The sequence below is a fragment of the Streptomyces purpurascens genome (assembly GCF_045040895.1).
Classification (GTDB): domain Bacteria; phylum Actinomycetota; class Actinomycetes; order Streptomycetales; family Streptomycetaceae; genus Streptomyces; species Streptomyces purpurascens.
The window spans coordinates 3102695-3121468 of the sequence record NZ_CP108341.1; the positions used below are offsets into that span (position 1 = coordinate 3102695).

Consider the following 18774-nt stretch of genomic DNA (forward strand, 5'->3'; position numbering starts at 1 on the left):
TCCCTGACGTGGTGCGGATCAGGCCAGTCTGCACCACACCACCGACAACGTGACGCCGATCACGCCGGACCCACCAGGTCCGTCAGCTCGCGCCGGGCCCCGTGCGCCCCCTGCGTGATGCCCTACCAGCGGGGCATCGAGGGCGTCACCCACTCCGGGTCGGCGATCCGCATGGCCGCCGCGTCGTCGCGGTCCCGCAGCGCCCCGTCGTCGTCCAGCCACCGCCGGTGCAGTACGGCGAGGCGCTCGCGGTCGAGCTCCACGCCGAGCCCGGGCGCGTCCGACACCGCGACCTTGCCGCCCTCGAAGGTCAGCCGCTCGGTGAGGACGTCCTCCGACTGCCAGGGGTAGTGGGAGTCGCAGGCGTGGTGGAGGTTCGGGACGGTGGCCGCCACATGGGTCATCGCGGCGAGCGAGATGCCCAGGTGGGTGTTGGAGTGCATCGACACGCCGACGCCGAAGGTGCGGCAGACGGCGGCGAGCTGCTGGGTGTTGCGCAGGCCGCCCCAGTAGTGGTGGTCGGAGAGCACGACCTGGACGGCGCCCTTGGTGAACGCCTCCTTGATCTCGGCGAAGGTCGTCACGCACATGTTGGTGGCGAGCGGCACCCCGGTCCGCTCGGCGACCTCGGCCATGGCGGGGGTGCCGAGCGCGGGGTCCTCCAGGTACTCCAGGACGTCCCGGAGTTCCCGGGCCACCTTGACGGACGCCTCGACGGACCAGGCGCCGTTGGGGTCGAGCCGCAGCGGATGCCCGGGGAACGCCTCGGCGAGCGCCCGGACGGCCGCGACCTCCTCGTCGGGCGGGAAGACGCCGCCCTTGAGCTTGAAGGAGGTGAAGCCGTAGCGCTCCTTGAACCGCCGGGCCTGTTCCACCACGCCCGCCGGGTCGACGGCGGCGCCCCAGTCGTCCTTCTCGGCGGGTACGCCCTCCGGGTGGTCGGCCCACTTGTAGAACAGGTAGGCGCTGTACTCGACGGCGTCGCGCACCTTGCCGCCCAGCAGCGCGTGCACGGGCAGTCCGAGCGCCTTGCCGAGGGCGTCGAGGCAGGCGACCTCGAAGGCGGAGACCACGGACAGCCGCAGCTTGTCGGCGGTCTGGACGCCCCGCAGCCCGCCGACGTCGACGGCGTTCTCGACCCGGGAGCGGTCGACGGCGACCTGGTCCGCCAGCGTGAACAGGCCGTTCAGATCGCTGACCTGGTGCCCCTTCAGCCGCTCGGCGAAGGGGCGGGCCAGCTCCAGGTACTTGGCGTCGCCGTAGGTCTCCCCCACGCCCGTGACGCCGTCGGCCGTGACGACCTCGACGATCAGCCGGGGCGTGTACGGCTGGTGCACGCCCTGCGTGTTCAGCAGCGGCGGGTCCGCGACCAGGATCGGCGTCAGCCGTACGTCCGTGATGGCGAGGTTCACAGGGCGGCTCCTACGAGGTCGAGGCCGGTGGTGAGAACGGTCCTGAGGGTCGCCAGGTCGGCGGGCGAGGGGTCGGTGAGCGGAGCGCGTACCGGCCCGACCCGGTGGCCGCGCAGCCGGGCCGCCGCCTTCACCAGCGACACGGCGTACCCGGGGACGCGGTCGCGCAGTTCGACGAGCGGGACGTAGAAGTCGCGCAGCAGTTTGTCGACCGTGCCGTGGTCGCCGTCGCGCAGGGCGGCGAAGAAGGCGTCGGCGATCTCGGGGGCGAAGGCGTGCACGGCGGAGGAGTAGGCGGGGACGCCGACGGTGGCGTAGGCGCGGGCCTGGATCTCGGCGGTGGCGGCGCCGTTGAAGAACAGGAAGTCCTCGGGGGCGGCGAGCGTGAGGCGCTGCAGCCGGTCGAGGTCGCTGTGGCCGTCCTTGAGGCCGATGACGTTCGGCAGGGCGGCGATGCGCTTGAGCGACTCGGCGGTGAAGGCGACCTGGCCGCGCTGGTAGGCGATCAGGGGCAGCCGGGTGCGGGCGGCGATCTGTTCCAGCTGGGCGACCAGACCGTCCTGCGGGGCGGCGACGAGGTAGTGCGGCAGCACGAGGAGCGCGTCGGCGCCGGCGTCCTCGGCGATGCGCGCGAACCGGACGGCCTGCGCCCAGCCGTATCCGATGCCGGCCACGACGGGTACGCGGCCCGCCGCCTCCTCGACGGTGATCGTGACGACCTGCCGGTACTCGTCCTCGTCCAGCGAGAAGAACTCGCCGGTGCCGCAGGCGGGGAAGACGGCGCCGGGCGAGGCGGCGAGCCGCTGCGCGACGTAGGCGCGGAAGCCGTCCGGGTCGAGGGTGCCGTCGTCGCGGAAGCCGGTCAGCGGGAACGACAGCACGCCACCGGCCATGCCGTCCCGCAGCCGCTGCGCGACCGCTTCCGGTCCAGCTCCAGCGCTCACAGTCATCTCCTTATGTAGACGTCATCTATATATGAGAATGTCGGTTGGATACGCGAACGTCAACCGCCCGAGGCCGCCCGATTACGATCGGCTCATGTCAGACACAGGGGGCGTCCGCGAAGTGAAGTCCGCGGCGCGCACGGTCGAGCTGCTGGAACTCCTCGCGGCACGCGGCGACCGCCCGGCCCGGCTGCAGGAGCTGGCCGACGCACTCGGCGTGCCGCGCAGCTCGATGTACGCGCTGCTCCAGACCCTGATCTCGCGCGGCTGGGTCCGCACCGACGTCACCGGCTCCCTGTACGGCATCGGCATCCACGCCCTGCTCACCGGCACCGGCTACCTCGACTCCGACCCCCGGGTCCGGGCCGTGCGGCCGCATCTCGACGAGGCGTCCGAGGCGCTCGGCGAGACCATCCACATGGGGCGTCTGGACGGCCAGGACGTGGCCTATCTGGCGACGCGGGAGTCGCACGAGTACCTGCGCACGATCAGCCGGGTCGGGCGGCGGCTGCCCGCACACGTCGGAGCCCTGGGCAAGGCACTGCTGGCGGAACGCCCGGACGAGGAGCTGCCCGAGGGGCCGTACGAGGCGCTGACCCCGAACTCGCACACGAGCCGGGAGTCCCTGGCGGCCGACCTCGCGCGGGTCCGGGCCCGTGGCCACTCCGTGGACCGGGAGGAGGGCGTGAGCGGGATCGTCGGCTTCGGGTTCGCGCTGCGCTACGACTCCCCCGCGCTGGACGCGATCAGCTGCTCGGTGCCGGTCGCCCGGCTCACTCCGGAGCACGAGGAGCGGATCATCACCGTGATGCGGGAGATCCGGGCGAAGGCCGAGGCGACGGTTCCGACAGGCGCCGGATCGGTGCACTGGCGTTAGCCGAAACCCGCCGGTGAGGGGCCACCGGCGTGAGCAAAAAGCGCACTTCTACCCGGCCTTCCCTGCCTCAAACACAACGTGCTCCAGATCACACGTTCTGGGTTCACGCGTTCGACTACTTGCTTGATACAAATTGCCCGCGCGTTCCTGTCCGTCGACGGTCGTCGCCCAATCCCCCTTCTTAGCCGCTCCTTTCGCATGCCCTGGGAACGCCCGTGTTCGCCCCCCGCACCACACCCTGGCCCCTCGTCGCCCTTTTCACGGCCGGGTACCTCGCTCCGTATCTGCTGCCGACCACCGTCGGCAGGCTCGACTCGGACCTACCGCTCTCCGCCACACAGGCCGGCGCCGTCGGCAGTGCCCTGCTGCTGAGTTCGGCCGCCGCCGGATTCGTCCTGGCCTCACGGGTCGAACGGATCGGGGCCCGCACCCTCGCCCGGATCGGCCTCGCCCTGGCCTTCTTCGGCTACGGCGGCGCCGCGCTCACCACCGCTGTCCCGGCCGTCGTCGCCGGGGCCGTCCTCGGCGGGTTCGGATCCGGCACGGCCACCACCGTCGCCGCCACCCTCATCGCCGGACAGCGTGATCCGCACCGGGCCTCCACCGCCGGACTGCTCACCGTCTCCGCCCTCGCGGGTGCCGTGTATCTGACGGTCCCTCGCCTCGGCCCGGGGCACGGGCTGCCGCTGGCCGCGATCGCCCTCACGGCCCTGGTCGTGTGGCCGCTGGCCGGCCGCCTCCCCGCCGGTGCGCCCGCCGTGGCCACGCGGCACCACAAGGCCCGCTTGCCGCACGCCCGTTCGGGACTGGTGCTGGCCGCCGCCATGCTGTGCTGGTCGCTCGCCCAGAACTCCCTGTGGGGCGTGAGCGGACGGATCGGTCTTGACCAGGCCCAGCTGAGCGAGGCCACCGTCGGTGCCGTGTTCGCCCTGGGTCTGGGCGCCGGACTGACCGGGGTCCTCGCTGCGGGCGCGCTCGGCGCGCGGCTGGGACGTGCCGTGCCCATCGGGGCGGGCACGGTCCTCATCGCCGGCTGCATCGCGCTCAGCGCCTCCTCGACCGACCTGACGAGCTTCGCGACCGGTGAGATCGCCTGGAACACGCTGTACCCGGTGGTGCTGTCGTATCTGATCGGGCTCGCCGCCTCGCTCGACCCGCGCGGCCGCTGGGCGGTGCTGGTCGGCTCGGCGTCCTCGCTGGGAACGGCCGCCGGACCGCTCACCGGCAGTGTGCTGTCGGCGCAGGCCGGGTTCCCGGCCATGGGCGCGGTCCTCGGCGCCGGTCTGCTGGTGATCGCCCTGCCGATGACCGCCGTCGCCCTGCACACCGGCGGACGCCCGCTGCTGCCCGGCGCGATCCGCCGCCGCGGCGGCCACCCGGCCGCCCTGGTCGCCGCCGCCACGGGCACGCCCACAGGCACGGTCCCCGAGATCGGCGCCCCGGAACAGCCGGTCGTGGAGATCTCCGTGGAGGCCGCGGCGATTCCCACCCAACGGGCCTACGACAAGGCAGGACCCCGGCAGGCGGGTGCCTCACCGGGGTCCGGAGCCCTGTAGGTCAGAGGGTCGGCGCGCCCGCGCGGGCGCGCCGGTGCACGGACCAGCCCGTCGCCGTGAGGGCCGCATCCACGGGAAGTGAAGCGGGCGGGCCCTACGGGAAGGCGTAGGCCTCCACCTCGGCGAGGTACCGCGCCCGCAGCTCCTCGTCGTCCTCCAGGAAGGACGCGAGGAAGGAGTTGCGGGCGAGCTCCCGCAGCCGCTCCTCGCTCAGCCCGAGAGTGGCGCGCACGGCGTCGAAGTTCTCGCCGGCGTAGCCGCCGAAGTAGGCCGGGTCGTCCGAGTTCACCGTGCACATGAGGCCGGCGTCCAGCATGGCGGGCAGCGGGTGGTCGGCGAGGGTGTCGACGGTCCGCAGCCGTACGTTCGACAGCGGGCACAGCGTCAGCGGCACCCGGTCCCGCACCAGCCGCTCCACCAGCGCCGGGTCCTCCACACAGCGCAGGCCGTGGTCGACCCGCTCCACGCCGAGGATGTCCAGCGCCTCGGTGATGTACTCCGGCGGCCCCTCCTCACCGGCGTGCGCGACCCGCCGCAACCCGAGCGCGGCAGCGGCCTCGTAGACCTCGCGGAACTTCACCGGCGGATGCCCGACCTCGGCCGAGTCGAGGCCGACTCCGGTGATCCGGTCCAGGTAGGGCTTGGCCGCGTCCAGGGTCGCCAGGGCCGACTCGGCGGACTCGTCGCGCAGGAAGCACAGGATCAGCCGGGTCGAGACACCGTGGTTCGCCTCGCTGCTGCCCAGCGCCCGCCACAGCCCCTCGACGACCGTGCCGATCTCCAGCCCCCGGCCGGTGTGGGCCTGCGGGTCGAAGAAGATCTCCGCGTGCCGCACCCCCTGGGCGGCGGCACGGGCGAGGTAGGCGTTCGCCAGGTCCTCGAAGTCTCGCTCGGTGCGCAGGACGGCCATGAGCTCGTAGTACAGGTTCAGAAAGGACTGCAGGTCCTCGAACCGGTACGCCTCGCGCAGCTCGTCCGTGTCGGCGTACGGCAGCATGACGCCGTTGCGCGCGGCGAGCTCGAAGGCGAGTTCCGGTTCCAGGGTGCCTTCGATGTGAAGGTGCAGTTCGGCTTTGGGGAGGGACATCAATTCATCGTACGGCTGATTCACCGACGCTTCGGAACCGGCACTCTCAGTAGATCGTGTGCCACGGTCAGCTCACCGTCGTACCCGGCGGCCCGCGCCTGCCGCTCGAACTCGTCCGGGTCGGTGTAGCGCTGACTGAAGTGGGTCAGCACGAGATGCCGCACACCACCGTCCCGCGCCACCCGCGCGGCCTGCCCCGCCGTCAGATGGCCGTGCTCCACGGCGAGTTGCTCGTCCTCGTCGAGGAACGTCGACTCGATGACGAGCATGTCGCAGCCCTCGGCCAGCGCGTACACCCCGTCGCACAGCCGGGTGTCCATGACGAACGCGAACCGCTGCCCGCGCCGCACCTCGCTCACGTCGTCGAGCGCGACCCCGCCGAGCGAGCCCTCGCGCTGGATCCGGCCGACGTCCGGGCCCTTGATGCCGTGCGCGGCGAGCCGCTCGGGCAGCATGCGGCGGCCGTCGGGCTCGACGATCCGGTAGCCGTACGACTCGACCGAGTGCGACAGCCTGCGGGCCTCCAGCGTGTACGACGGCGTCTCCGCGAGCACACCGTCCCCGGCGACCGGGCCCTCCGTGATGACGACGGTCGCGCGATACGGCGTGGCGTACTGGAGCCGTTCGAAGAAGCGCTGCCCGGACTTCGGGTAGTGGGCTGTGATCTCGTGCGGGACCTGGTCGAGGTTGATCCGCTGGATGACCCCGGGCAGGCCCAGGGCGTGGTCGCCGTGGAAGTGCGTGACGCAGATCCGGTTCAGGTCGTGCGCGGCGACCCCGGCCCGCAGCATCTGGCGCTGCGTGCCCTCGCCGGGGTCGAACAGGATGCCCTCGCCGTCCCAGCGCAGCAGGTAGCCGTTGTGGTTGCGGTGCCGGGTCGGCACCTGGCTGGCGGTGCCGAGGACCACGAGTTCACGTACGGACAAGGCGGACTACCCGGGGGGCCAGTCGAGGCCGCGGCCGCCGAGTACGTGGCCGTGCACGTGCCAGACGGTCTGGCCGGCGCCGCTGCCGGTGTTGAAGACGAAGCGGTGGCTGTCGAGCTTCTCCTCGTCGGCGACGGCCTGGGCCTCGCGGATCACGTCCGCGGTGAGGGCGGGGTCGGCGGCGGCGAGGGCGGCGGCGTTCTCGTAGTGCGCCTTGGGGATGATCAGGACGTGGGTGGGGGCCTGGGGGTTGATGTCGCGGAACGCGATGGTGGTGTCTGTCTGGCGGACGATGGTCGCCGGGATGGTGCCGGCGACGATCTTGCAGAACAGGCAGTCTTCCTGGGGCTCCCCTGCCATGGTCCCTCCGGGGGTTGGCCGAATGTGGTCCTACTCGGGCATCGTATCGTCGTCGTGTGCGGGTGCGTCGTGGCTGGTCGCGCGGTTCCCCGCGCCCCTTAAGTTGGCAGGCCTGGGGGCGTTTTCGCGGGTACTGCCTCCAGCGCTTCCAGTGCCAGTCGGATTGCTTCATCCAGTTGGGCGTCCCTGCCCGCCACGTAATCCTGGGGACGCTGCACGACTTCCACGTCCGGATCCACCCCGTGGTTCTCGACGCCCCACTCGTAGCCCTCCAGCCAGAAGGCGTACTTGGGCTGGGTGACGAGGGTGCCGTCCACGAGCCGGTACCGGCTGTCGATGCCGATGACGCCGCCCCAGGTGCGGGTGCCGACGACGGGTCCTAGCCCCAAGGCCTTGATGGCCGCGTTGACGATGTCGCCGTCGGAGCCGGAGAACTCGTTGGCGACGGCCACGACGGGGCCGCGGGGGGCGTCCTCGGGGTAGCTGTAGGGGCGCATGCCGCGCGGGACCGCCCAGCCGACGATGCGCCGGGCGAGTTTCTCGACGACCAACTGGGAGGTGTGGCCGCCGCGGTTCTCGCGGACGTCGACGACCAGGCCCTCGCGGGCGACCTCGACGCGCAGGTCGCGGTGGATCTGGGCCCAGCCGGGCGCCTGCATGTCCGGGACGTGCAGGTAGCCGAGGCGGCCGCCGGACTTCTCGTGGACGTAGGCACGCCGGTCGGCGACCCAGGCGTGATAGCGCAGCGGCTCCTCGTCCGCGACCGGGACGACCACGGCGTGCCGCGGGTCGCCGCCGCCGGACGGGGAGATGGTCAGCTCCACCGGCTTGCCCGCCGTGCCGATCAGCAGCGGGCCGGGCCCGGCGACCGGGTCGACCGGCTGTCCGGCGACCGCGAGGACGGCGTCCCCGGGGCGTACGGCGACACCGGGCGCGGCCAGCGGGCTGCGGGCGTCCGGGTCGGAGGTCTCCGAGGGAAGGATGCGATCGACACGCCAACTGCCGTCCTCGTGCCGGGAGATGTCCGCGCCGAGCAGGCCCTGGCGGGCGCCGCGGCCGTAGCCGCCGCGCGGGGTGACGTAGGCGTGCGAGGTGCCGAGTTCGCCCTGCACCTCCCACAGCAGGTCGACCAGGTCGTCGTGGGTGGCGAGGCGCTCCACGACCGGGCGGTAGCGGTCGAGGACGCCGGACCAGTCGACGCCGCTCATGTCCGGCCGCCAGAAGTGGTCCCGCATGATGCGGCCGTTCTCGTCGAACATCTGCCGCCACTCGGCGGCCGGGTCGATGAACTGGCGTACGCGGCCGAGGTCGACGGTGATGTTGGAGTCGCTGTCGTCGTCGTTCGAGGCGCGCCGGTCGCTGGGGACGACCTTCAGCCGTCCGTCGGTCCACAGCAGCACCCGCTTGCCGTCGCCGCTGACCTCGAAGTGGTCGGCGTCGATGGCGAGATGCTCGACGCGCTGCTGGGCGAGGTCGTACCGCTCCAGCTCGGACTTGGGCTCTGGGTCGTCCGGGGTGGCCCGGGACGCGCCGAGCACACCGGCGACCGGGTGGCGCAGCCACAGGACGCCGTCCTTCGCTGCCCGCAGATTGGAGTAGCGGGCGGCCTCGACCGGGAAGGGCACGATGCGGTCGGCGAGGCCTTCGAGGTCGATGCGGGTGGTGGGCGTGCCCTCGCTGTCGGGGGTCTCCTCCCGGTCGGGCGTCTCGAAGGACCGGCCGTGCCGCTGCGGCCCGAACGGGGAGGGTGTGGTCGCCGCGAGGGTGATGAGATGCGGCCTCGCACCCTCCACGAAGGCCAGATCGAAGACGTGCTCGTCGTAGACCGGGTCGAAGGAGCGGGTCGACAGGAACGCGAGGTGCTTGCCGTCCACCGTGAACGCCGGCGCGTAGTCCTGGAAGCGCAGCGGGGTCGCCTCGGTGACCGACAGGTCGGTGGTGTTGGCGAGCTTCAGCTGGGACAGGGGCCGCGGTCCGGGGTGGGACCAGGCCAGCCAGGAGGAGTCGGGCGAGAAGACGATGCCCGACACATCACCGTCCTCGCTCCGGTCCACCTCCCGCACCTCACCCGTCTCCCGCTCGACGAGCAGCAGCCGCCCGTCGTGGGAGGCCACGGCGGCGCGGCTGCCGTCGGGCGCCATGGCGAGGTCCAGCACCCGGCCGAGCTGCCCGGCGGCGAGCCGGCGCGGCGTCGCTCCCGGGGCGAGCCCGGTGGCGGGCGCGAACTCCAGGGCATCGTCGCCCTCGGCGTCCGTCACCCACACCACCCACTCCTCGCCGTCGGCGCGGAAGGCACGCGGCTGCCGGGCCCGCACGCCGGGCGTCGCGGCGAGGGCGCGGGCGGGGCCGGCGCGGTGCGTGACCCAGTGGACGGAGCCGCGTACGGAGACGGCACTGCCACGCGCGGTGTGGTCCGGGGACGCCGACCCGAACGACCGCGAGGCGTTCAGCGGAAACGCCTGAAGATCGACACGCTGCCCGCCCAGCCGCACGTCCAGCCGACGCGGCTCGGCCCCGTCCAGATCATCGAGCACCCACAGCTCACCGGCGCTGGAGTAGACGACCCGGGTGCCGTCGGTCGCGGCGTGCCGGGCGTAGAAGCCTCCCCCACTCTCGGCTTCGCTCGAGCGGGAGGTGCCCCCATGCGGCGTGTGCCGCCGCAGGTCGGACCCGTCGGCGAGGGAGGAGTAGAGCGACCCGGTGCCCTCGTGATCGGACAGGAAGGCAATGCGCTCGCCGACCCACAGCGGATACTCGACGTTCCCGTCCAGCTCCTCATGCAGCCGTACGAACTCCCCGTCCCCTTCCCGGTCGATCCACAACTTGCCCGCGGTACCACCCCGGTACCGCTTCCACCAGGCGGCCTCGCGCCCCATCGGCGCGGACAGCAGGACCACACTCGGCCCGTAGGCGATGTCACCGACGGGCCCGTACGGCAGGGTGGTGGCCGGACCGCCGTCGAGCGGGACGGCACGCGCCCAGGTGCGGCGCAGGCTCGCCTGGCCCTGGGTGCTGATCGCCAGGACCTCGCCGTCCGGGGTCCAGCCGCGCACCTGGGTCTTCGAACTGCCCCAGTACGTCAGCCGCTTGGCGGGCCCGCCGTCGGCCGGGGCGATGTGCACCTCGGGAGCGCCGTCGCGGGTGGAGGTCCAGGCGACGGTGGTGCCGTCGGGCGAGATGCGGGGCTGGGTCACCGGCACGTTGTCGGCGCTGACCCGCCAAGCCCGGCCGCCTTCGAGAGGGGCGAGCCACACGTCGTCCTCGGCGGTGAAGGCGACCAGGTCACCGTGCACGTGGGGGAACCGGAGGTAAGCAGGCGATGCGGACTGAGTCACCCGATCACCCTATGCAGGGACGACGCCGCGCGGACAGACTTCGGATCACTTGCCCTCGACAGGCCGGCAGTCCGGATACCGCTCGCACCAGATGGTCTGTGTGACGGTCACGGTGACGGTGGGCCCGGGCTGCCCGTTCGTGGGCCCGCCCCCGACCGGCGACGGAGTGGCATCGCAGTTGCCGAGCCCGTCGACCTCGAACCACACCTTGCCGTCGACCTTGGCGGTGATCTTCCCGCGCACGCATTCGCCGTCCACCGCGTGGGTGACCCTGCCGGTGACGGTGATGTCCTTCCCGTCCTCGGTCTCCCCCTCACAGTCGACGGTCGCGACGGTCCTCTCCCGCGCCGAGGGCGACGCGTTCCCGCCCTTGCCGGAGTCCCCGTACGAGGCGGTACACGTCAGCCAACGCACGCCCGCCTTCTGCCGGTTGAGTTCCTTGGTGACGGTTTCATCAGTGGTGTACGCGACAGCAGCCGAGCTGATCCCACCCCCGGGTTCACAGGCGACAGCACCGCCCACGCCGACCACCGCGAACGCCGCCGCAACCACGACCCGCCGGCATCGCGGGCCCCGCCCAATCCACCTCAATGCCCCCATGAAGGGCAGCCTGCCACCGACAAGGGCGGGACGGTAGGGGGCAACTGGCCACCGCGGCGGCGATGCTGAGGCCGGGTGGGTGCGCAGCCCGGCGCAGCGGGGTGCCGCCGCGCCCACCCGTGCCGCCCTGGGGGCACCTCCCAGGCCCTTAAGGCACTGGGGGAGGCACGCATGCCCGCAGCGGCGGGGGGGGCTACGCAAGGGGACGTGTCGGGGGGTGTCCGCCCGCAGCTGGTTGGCGCGTCAACGCCAGTCAGTCGGCGTCCAACCCCATCGCGCCGTTCCGAGGACGGACACCCCCCGACACGTCCCCGACCCACCACCCGGCGAAAGGCGCAGACGCGCACCCCCGCACGGGCTCAGGACCACCGCCCCGTGCGGGCCAGGAGCACAGCGGCCGCCGCCGTCCCGGCGGTCGAGGTGCGCAGCACACTGCGTCCGAGGCGGTACGCCTTCGCCCCCGCCTCCTCGAACTGCACCAACTCCTCGGGTGCCACGCCCCCTTCGGGCCCCACGACCAGCACGATCTCACCGGAGGACGGCAGTTCGGCGGTCGCCAGCGGCTCGTCCCCGCTCTCGTGGAGCACGGCCGCGAAGTCGGCACCGGCCAGCAGCGCAGCGACCCCCTTGGTCGTCGCCGCCTCCGCGACCTCCGGAAACCGCACGCGGCGTGACTGCTTCCCGGCCTCCCGGGCCGTCGCCCGCCACTTGCCCAGCGCCTTCAGCCCGCGCTCGCCCTTCCACTGCGTGATGCAACGCGCCGCCGCCCACGGCACGATCGCGTCGACACCGACCTCGGTCATCGTCTCGACGGCCAGCTCCCCACGGTCGCCCTTGGGCAGCGCCTGAACCACGGTGACCCGGGGCTGCTCCGCCGGCTCCTCGGTCACCGAGTCCAGCTGGACGATCAGCCGGTCCTTGCCCTCGGTGTCGAGCACGACGCAGTCCGCCCAGCGACCGGAACCGTCCGTGAGGACGATGTCCTCGCCGGGCCGCAGCCGCTTCACGGAGACGGCGTGCCGCCCTTCGGGGCCGTCAAGGACGTATCGCCCGCCGCCGCCCGCGTCGAGGTGCTCGACCACGAACACCGGCGCGGTCATCGGACGCCGCCCCCGCCCGACAACACCGCGCGCGCCGTGGCGAGTTCACCGGCCAGCACCTCCACCAGCTGCCCGGCGGGCAGCTCCCGCGCCATCCGGTGGCCCTGCCCGGCCCAGAGTGCCATGCCCTGCGCGTCCCCCGCCTTGGCGGCGGCCTTGCGCAGCGGCGAGGTCAGGTGGTGGATCTCGGGGTAGGCGGGCGGCGCGTACGGGCCGTGCTCGCGCAGGAAACGGTTGACGAGGCCGCGCGCCGGCCGCCCGGAGAAGGCCCGGGTCAACTCCGTACGCACGAACAGGGGGTTGGTCAGCGCCTGCTTGTGCAGGGCGTTCGCGCCGGACTCGTGCGTGGCGAGGAACGCGGTGCCGAGCTGGGCCGCGCTCGCGCCGGCCGCGAGCACCCCGGCGATCTGGCCGCCGCGCATGATGCCGCCGGCGGCGACGATCGGGATGTTCACGGATTCCCGGATCTGGGCGACCAGCGACAGCAGCCCGATGCCGGAACCGTCCGTCTCCGGGATGTCCCGGTGCGTGCCCTGGTGGCCGCCGGCCTCGACGCCCTGCGCGATGACCCCGTCCGCACCCGCCCGCTCGACGGCCCGGGCCTCATCGGGGGTGGTCGCGGCGGCCAGGACGAAGGTGCCGACGCGGTGCAGGGCGTCGATGACCTCACGGCTCGGCACGCCGAAGTGGAACGACACCACCTGCACGGGGTTGTCACGCAGCACCGCGAGCTTGGCCTCGTAGCCGTCGTCGCGGCCGCTGTCGGGATCGCCGAGCTCGGCCTCGTACCAGGTGGCCTCGCCGGCCAGCTGGTGGGCGTAGACGTCGACGGCGGCGGGGTCGGCGTACTCGGGCTGCGGCATGAAGACGTTCACGCCGAAGGGCCTGCTCGTGAGGCTCCGGAGCTGCTTGATCTCCTGGTACACCCCGTCGGCGGTTTTGTACCCGGCGGCGAGGAATCCGAGCCCGCCCGCCTCGCACACGGCGGCGGCGAGCTGCGGTACGGAGACGCCACCCGCCATGGGGGCCTGCACGATCGGGTGCGGGAAGAGATCGGTCAGCGCGGAGGACATGACCGCATGTTGTCACGTCCTCCGAACAACTCCGAAACCGGCCTGCCGTGTGGCATAGACCAGAGGAAAAGGCTCTGCGGAACCGACCGACAACGCGCGTCAGCGCCCGTCGAACGCGTCCTTGAGCCGCGAGAACAACCCCTGCCGCCCCGGCTGACCGTGCCTGCCCGGGGGGCGACCCCCAGACCCCCAGCAGCGGCCGGACCGCCCCGCGTCAGCGCCCGTTGAACGCATCCTTGAGCCGCGAGAACAACCCCTGCTGCCCCGGCTGGAACTGCCCCGTGGGCCGCTCCTCGCCCCGCAGCTTGGCCAGCTCGCGCAGCAGTCGCTCCTGCTCGGGGTCGAGCTTCGTCGGGGTCTGGACCTCGACGTGGACGATGAGGTCGCCGCGTCCGCCGCCCCGCAGGTGCGTGATGCCCCGGCCGTGCAGCGGGATCGACTGGCCGGACTGGGTGCCCGGGCGGATGTCGACCTCCTCCATGCCGTCCAGCGTCTCCAGCGGCACCTTCGTGCCGAGGCACGCGGCCGTCATGGGGATCGTCACCGTGCAGTGCAGGTCGTCGCCGCGCCGCTGGAACGTGGAGTGCGGGAGTTCGTGGATCTCGACGTAGAGGTCACCGGCGGGACCGCCACCGGGCCCGACCTCACCCTCGCCGGCGAGCTGGATGCGCGTGCCGTTGTCGACACCGGCGGGGATCTTCACGGTCAGGGTCCGCCGGGAGCGGACGCGGCCGTCACCGGCGCACTCCGGGCACGGCGTCGGCACCACGGTCCCGAAGCCCTGGCACTGCGGGCAGGGCCGGGACGTCATGACCTGGCCGAGGAACGACCGGGTGACCTGCGACACCTCACCGCGACCGCGGCACATGTCACACGTCTGCGCACTCGTCCCCGGCGCGGCACCCTCGCCGCTGCAGGTGTTGCAGACGACGGCCGTGTCGACCTGGATGTCCTTCGTCGTACCGAAGGCGGCCTCGTCGAGCTCGATCTCGATACGGATCATCGCGTCCTGGCCGCGGCGGGTGCGCGAGCGCGGACCGCGCTGCGACGCCGTGCCGAAGAACGCGTCCATGATGTCGGAGAAGTTCCCGAAGCCACCGGCTCCGAAGCCGCCCGCACCGCCGCCGGCGGCCTGCGAGAGCGGGTCGCCGCCGAGGTCGTAGACCTGCTTCTTCTGCGGGTCCGACAACACCTCGTAGGCGGCGTTGATCTCCTTGAACCGCTCCTGGGTCTTCGGATCGGGGTTGACGTCCGGATGCAGCTCGCGTGCGAGCCGCCGGAAGGCCTTCTTGATCTCTTCCTGCGACGCGTCGCGGCGCACGCCGAGTACGGCGTAGTAGTCCGTGGCCACTACGACTCCGCCAGGATCTGTCCGACGTACCGTGCCACTGCGCGTACCGCTCCCATCGTTCCCGGGTAGTCCATGCGGGTCGGTCCGACCACGCCGAGCTTGGCGACTGCCTCGCCGCCCGAACCGTAGCCGACCGACACGACGGACGTGGAGTTGAGTCCCTCGTGGGCGTTCTCATGACCGATACGTACGGTCACGCCCGGATCCTTAGCCTCGCCGAGCAGCTTGAGGAGCACGACCTGCTCCTCCAGCGCCTCCAGCACCGGCCGGATCACCAGGGGAAAATCATGCCCGAAGCGGGTGAGATTGGCGGTGCCGCCGATCATCAGCCGCTCCTCGTTCTCCTCGACGAGCGTCTCCAGAAGCGTGGAGAGCACCATGGAAACCGTACCCCGGTCCTCGTGCTCGAACGCCTCCGCCAGATCCTCCACCAAACTCGGCACATCCGCGAAACGGCGGTTCGCGACACGGCTGTTGAGCCGTGCGCGCAGATCCGCGAGCGAGGCCTCGCCGAAGGGCGCCGGGCAGTCGACCACCCGCTGCTCGACCCGCCCGGTGTCCGTGATCAGCACGAGCATCAGACGCGCGGGCGCGAGGGAGAGCAACTCCACATGCCGCACGGTCGACCGGGTCAGCGACGGGTACTGCACGACGGCCACCTGGCGCGTGAGCTGCGCCAGCAGCCGTACCGTACGCGCCACGACGTCGTCGAGGTCGACGGCACCCTCGAGGAAGTTCTGGATCGCGCGCCGCTCGGGCGCGGTCATCGGCTTGACGCCGGCCAGCTTGTCCACGAACAGCCGGTAGCCCTTGTCGGTGGGGATGCGCCCGGCACTGGTGTGCGGCTGGGCGATGTATCCCTCGTCCTCGAGGGCCGCCATGTCGTTGCGGACGGTGGCCGGGGAGACGCCGAGGCTGTGCCGCTCGGTGAGGGCCTTGGAGCCGACGGGCTCCTCGGTGCCGACATAGTCCTGGACGATGGCGCGCAGCACCTGAAGCCTGCGTTCACTGAGCATCGCGCGCACCTCCAGAAGTCGTCCGCCTGCTGCCTGCCTGTCGTGGCCTGGCACTCTGCGCGTGCGAGTGCCAGCATTCCCCGGCCCAGTGTACGGCGGTGGGGTGCACCCCCGGCAAGGCTGGTCGTGCGCTGTCGTGCCCGCGACGGGTGTCACCGCTAGCGTCGCCGTATGACGGTGACTTGGGAAGAGCTCGGGTGGGAGCGGGTGGCCGCCGGGGTGGGGCGGTGCCGGCTTCCGGTGTGGGACTGCACGGCGGGACTGGTCGCCGGTGAGGGCGCGGTACTCATGATCGACGCGGGGTCGAGCCCGGCCGAGGGCGCGCGGTTGCGCACGCAGGCGCAGTCGCTCACCGGTCACCGTGTGACGCATCTCGCGCTGACCCACCCCCACTTCGACCACGTCTTCGGCGCGGCGGCGTTCCCGGAGGCGGAGGTGTTCGGCGCGGTGGGCGTGGACGCGGTCCTCACGCGCGTGCGGGACCGCGAGGAGCTGCGCGTGGACGCGGTGCGGAACGGCCTGGCGGAGCCCGTCGCGCAGGAGTCGGCGGAGCGGCTGGTCCCGCCCCGCCATCTGGTCTCCGGCGAGTGGACGCTCGACCTGGGCGGCGGCCGCCAGGTGCTGCTGGCGAACGTGGGCCCGGGGCACACCGCGCACGACCTGGCGGTGCTGGTGCCGGGTGATCCGGAGGTGGTGTTCTGCGGCGACCTGGTCGAGGAGTCCGGCGAGCCCCAGGCGGGCCCCGACGCCGTCCCGTCGCACTGGCCGGCCGCCCTGGACCGGCTGCTGGATCTGGGCGGCGAGGACGCACTGTACGTGCCCGGTCACGGAGCGGTGGTGGACGCGGCGTTCGTCCGGGCCCAGCGGGACGCGCTGGCGGCGCGTTTCGGCGTGTCGCGGTGATCGCCGCACGCCTTCTCCTATCGTCATTCGAATGCGCCAGTACTCTCCGGACCTGACCCCGCCGTGGAAGAAGCCGAAGCCGGTGCCCGAGGTTCCGGCGGAGCCGGGCCTGGTGGTCGAGGAGCCCGGGAGCGGCTTCTGTGGCGCGGTGATCCGCTGCGAGGCGGGCACGGTGACGCTGGAGGACCGCTTCGGCAAGCACCGCGTGTTCCCGATGGAGCCGCGCGGTTTCCTGCTGGAGGGCAGGGTGGTGACGCTGGTCCGCCCGTCGTCCGGCCCCGCCCGCCCCACGCACACCGCCTCCGGTTCGGTGGCCGTCCCCGGCGCACGCGCGCGTGTGGCCCGTGCCGGCCGCATCTACGTCGAGGGCCGGCACGACGCCGAGCTGGTCGAGAAGGTGTGGGGCGACGACCTGCGCATCGAGGGCGTGGTCGTGGAGTACCTGGAGGGCGTCGACGACCTGCCCTCGATCGTCTCCGACTTCGCCCCCGGCCCGGACGCCCGCCTCGGCGTCCTGGTGGACCACCTGGTCCCGGGCAGCAAGGAGTGGCGCATCGCCGAGTCGGTCACGAGCGAGCACGCCCTGGTGGTGGGCCACCCGTACATCGACATCTGGGAGGCGGTGAAGCCGACGTCCCTCGGCTTCCAGAGCTGGCCCCGGGTACCGCGCGGCCAGGACTGGAAAACGGGCGTGTGCCGCTCCCTGGGCTGGCCCCCCAACACGGGCGCGGCCTGGCAACGCATCCTGTCGGGGGTCCACTCGTACAGAGACCTGGAGCCGGAGCTGCTGGGCAGGGTGGAAGAACTGATCGACTTCGTCACGTCCTAGCTGCGGGCATGCGTGCCTCCCCCAGTGCCTTAAGGGCCTGGGAGGTGCCCCCAGGGCGGCACGGGTGGGCGCAGCGGCCTCCCGCTACGCCGGGCTGCGCAACCCCCCGCCCCCAACACCAACCCCGAGCACCTCAGTCCACCAGATCCCGAACAACCCCATCCGCCAGCAACCGCCCCCGCAGCGTCAACACAGCCCGCCCCGCCTCATACGGCCCCGCATCCAGAAGCCCGTCCGACACCGCCCTGCGCGAGGCAGCAAGCCCCTCCTCCCGCAGCAACGCCAACGGCACCCCCTCCCGCAACCGCAGCTCCAGCAGAATCCGCTCGACCCGCCGGTCCTCGTCGCTCAGCACCTCACGCCCGGCCCCAGGCGACCGCCCCACCGCCAGCGCCCCCGCGTAAGCGCCCGGATGCTTGACGTTCCACCACCGAACGCCCCCCACATGGCTGTGCGCCCCCGGCCCGGCCCCCCACCAGTCGGCCCCCCGCCAGTACAGCTCGTTGTGCAGACACCGCCCCGCCTCCGAGGTCGCCCAGTTGGACACCTCGTACCACTCGAAGCCCGCCGAGGACAGCGCCTCCTCGGCGATCAGATAGCGGTCGGCGTGGACGTCGTCGTCCGTCATCGGCACCTCGCCCCGGCGGATACGACGAGCCAGCTGCGTACCCTCCTCGACGATCAGCGCGTACGCGCTGACGTGGTCGGGCCCCGCACCCAGCGCGGCGCTCAGCGTGGCCCGCCAGTCGTCGTCGCTCTCCCCCGGCGTGCCGTAGATCAGGTCGAGGTTGACGTGCTCGAAGCCCGCCGCCCTCGCCTCCGCCACACACGCCTCGGGCCGCCCGGGCGTATGCGTACGGTCCAGCACCTTCAGCACATGCTGCCGCGCGCTCTGCATGCCGAACGAGATCCGGTTGAAGCCGCCCTCGCGCAGCGCGGCCAGATACGCCGGATCCACCGACTCCGGGTTCGCCTCCGTCGTGACCTCGGCGTCCGGGGCCAGCCCGAACTCGTCACGGATCGCGCCCAGCATCCGTACGAGATCACCGGCGGCCAGCAGCGTGGGCGTCCCCCCGCCGACGAACACCGTGCGAACGGGCCGCGGATCATCACCGAGCACCTTGCGCGCCAGGCGGACCTCCTCGACCAGCGTCTCGGCGTAGTTGTCGCGGGAGGCCAGCACACCGCCCGTGCCGCGCAGCTCGGTCGCCGTGTAGGTGTTGAAGTCGCAGTAGCCGCAGCGGGTCGCGCAGTACGGGACGTGCAGATAGAACCCGAGCGGACGGTCGGCGGCCCCGGCCAGCGCGGACGCGGGCAGCGAGCCGTCGTCGGGGACGGGCTCGCCGTCGGGAAGTGCGGAAGGCATGCCTTCCATTGTCCCGCACCCGCGCGGTCGCTCCGCCTG

General features: G+C 72.4%; 16 protein-coding genes. 4 read left to right on the forward strand and 12 right to left on the reverse strand.

Translation table 11 applies throughout. The features are described from left to right. Positions 1–122: 122 nt before the first annotated feature. Both OHU35_RS14165 and OHU35_RS14170 read right to left on the reverse strand, forming a co-directional pair. Positions 123–1412: a glucarate dehydratase family protein gene (locus tag OHU35_RS14165; RefSeq protein ID WP_359896167.1), complete on the reverse strand. Its 1290-nt coding sequence runs from the start codon at positions 1410–1412 to the stop codon at positions 123–125. After that, positions 1409–2362, reverse strand: coding sequence for a 5-dehydro-4-deoxyglucarate dehydratase (locus OHU35_RS14170; RefSeq protein ID WP_189723469.1), 954 nt, complete (start codon positions 2360–2362; stop codon positions 1409–1411). The genes OHU35_RS14165 and OHU35_RS14170 overlap by 4 nt, the downstream gene beginning before the upstream one ends. 88 nt (positions 2363–2450) lie before the next feature. Between OHU35_RS14170 and OHU35_RS14175 the strand changes: the two genes are divergently transcribed. Together OHU35_RS14175 and OHU35_RS14180 are read left to right on the forward strand one after the other, a co-directional pair. Continuing rightward, positions 2451–3233: an IclR family transcriptional regulator gene (locus tag OHU35_RS14175; protein ID WP_359896168.1), complete on the forward strand. Its 783-nt coding sequence runs from the start codon at positions 2451–2453 to the stop codon at positions 3231–3233. Positions 3234–3448: 215 nt separating this feature from the next. Further along, positions 3449–4789, forward strand: coding sequence for an MFS transporter (locus tag OHU35_RS14180; protein ID WP_359896169.1), 1341 nt, complete (start codon positions 3449–3451; stop codon positions 4787–4789). A 94-nt stretch (positions 4790–4883) separates the two neighbouring features. Here the strand turns inward: OHU35_RS14180 and OHU35_RS14185 are convergent, their stop codons facing one another. The 9 genes from OHU35_RS14185 to hrcA form a co-directional block, all read right to left on the reverse strand. Beyond that, positions 4884–5876, reverse strand: coding sequence for an adenosine deaminase (locus OHU35_RS14185; RefSeq protein WP_405505469.1), 993 nt, complete (start codon positions 5874–5876; stop codon positions 4884–4886). A gap of 20 nt (positions 5877–5896) precedes the next feature. Continuing rightward, positions 5897–6802, reverse strand: coding sequence for a ribonuclease Z (locus tag OHU35_RS14190; RefSeq protein ID WP_189723473.1), 906 nt, complete (start codon positions 6800–6802; stop codon positions 5897–5899). A 6-nt stretch (positions 6803–6808) separates the two neighbouring features. After that, entirely contained in the window at positions 6809–7162 is a 354-nt protein-coding gene (locus OHU35_RS14195; RefSeq protein WP_189723474.1) for an HIT domain-containing protein, read from the reverse strand. A 98-nt stretch (positions 7163–7260) separates the two neighbouring features. After that, complete coding sequence (locus tag OHU35_RS14200; protein WP_405509226.1) at positions 7261–10443, reverse strand: S41 family peptidase; 3183 nt, start codon at positions 10441–10443, stop codon at positions 7261–7263. A gap of 99 nt (positions 10444–10542) precedes the next feature. Further along, on the reverse strand, positions 10543–11097 hold the full coding sequence (locus OHU35_RS14205) for a hypothetical protein (RefSeq protein WP_405505471.1): 555 nt from the start codon (positions 11095–11097) through the stop codon (positions 10543–10545). Positions 11098–11456: 359 nt separating this feature from the next. Beyond that, positions 11457–12197 carry a 16S rRNA (uracil(1498)-N(3))-methyltransferase gene (locus OHU35_RS14210; RefSeq protein ID WP_405505473.1) on the reverse strand — a complete coding sequence of 247 codons (741 nt, stop codon included), beginning with the start codon at positions 12195–12197 and terminating at the stop codon, positions 11457–11459. Then, the gene (locus OHU35_RS14215) at positions 12194–13270 is read right to left on the reverse strand and encodes a nitronate monooxygenase (RefSeq protein WP_189723485.1); all 1077 of its coding nucleotides are present in this window, start codon (positions 13268–13270) and stop codon (positions 12194–12196) included. Before OHU35_RS14215 ends, OHU35_RS14210 begins: the two co-directional genes overlap by 4 nt. Before the next feature lie 214 nt (positions 13271–13484). Then, positions 13485–14621 carry a molecular chaperone DnaJ gene (gene dnaJ, locus OHU35_RS14220; RefSeq protein ID WP_189723487.1) on the reverse strand — a complete coding sequence of 379 codons (1137 nt, stop codon included), beginning with the start codon at positions 14619–14621 and terminating at the stop codon, positions 13485–13487. Continuing rightward, positions 14621–15637, reverse strand: coding sequence for a heat-inducible transcriptional repressor HrcA (hrcA, locus tag OHU35_RS14225; protein WP_189723489.1), 1017 nt, complete (start codon positions 15635–15637; stop codon positions 14621–14623). The genes dnaJ and hrcA overlap by 1 nt, the downstream gene beginning before the upstream one ends. 171 nt (positions 15638–15808) lie before the next feature. Between hrcA and OHU35_RS14230 the strand changes: the two genes are divergently transcribed. Both OHU35_RS14230 and OHU35_RS14235 read left to right on the forward strand, forming a co-directional pair. After that, positions 15809–16540, forward strand: coding sequence for an MBL fold metallo-hydrolase (locus OHU35_RS14230; protein ID WP_405505475.1), 732 nt, complete (start codon positions 15809–15811; stop codon positions 16538–16540). Positions 16541–16571: 31 nt separating this feature from the next. Continuing rightward, a complete protein-coding gene (locus tag OHU35_RS14235) occupies positions 16572–17369 on the forward strand; it encodes a DUF3097 domain-containing protein (RefSeq protein WP_189723493.1) in 798 nt (265 codons plus the stop codon). A gap of 133 nt (positions 17370–17502) precedes the next feature. On the opposite strand, the gene hemW is transcribed toward OHU35_RS14235, so the two are convergent. Continuing rightward, positions 17503–18735, reverse strand: coding sequence for a radical SAM family heme chaperone HemW (hemW, locus tag OHU35_RS14240; RefSeq protein WP_189723495.1), 1233 nt, complete (start codon positions 18733–18735; stop codon positions 17503–17505). Between the last annotated feature and the right edge of the window lie 39 nt (positions 18736–18774).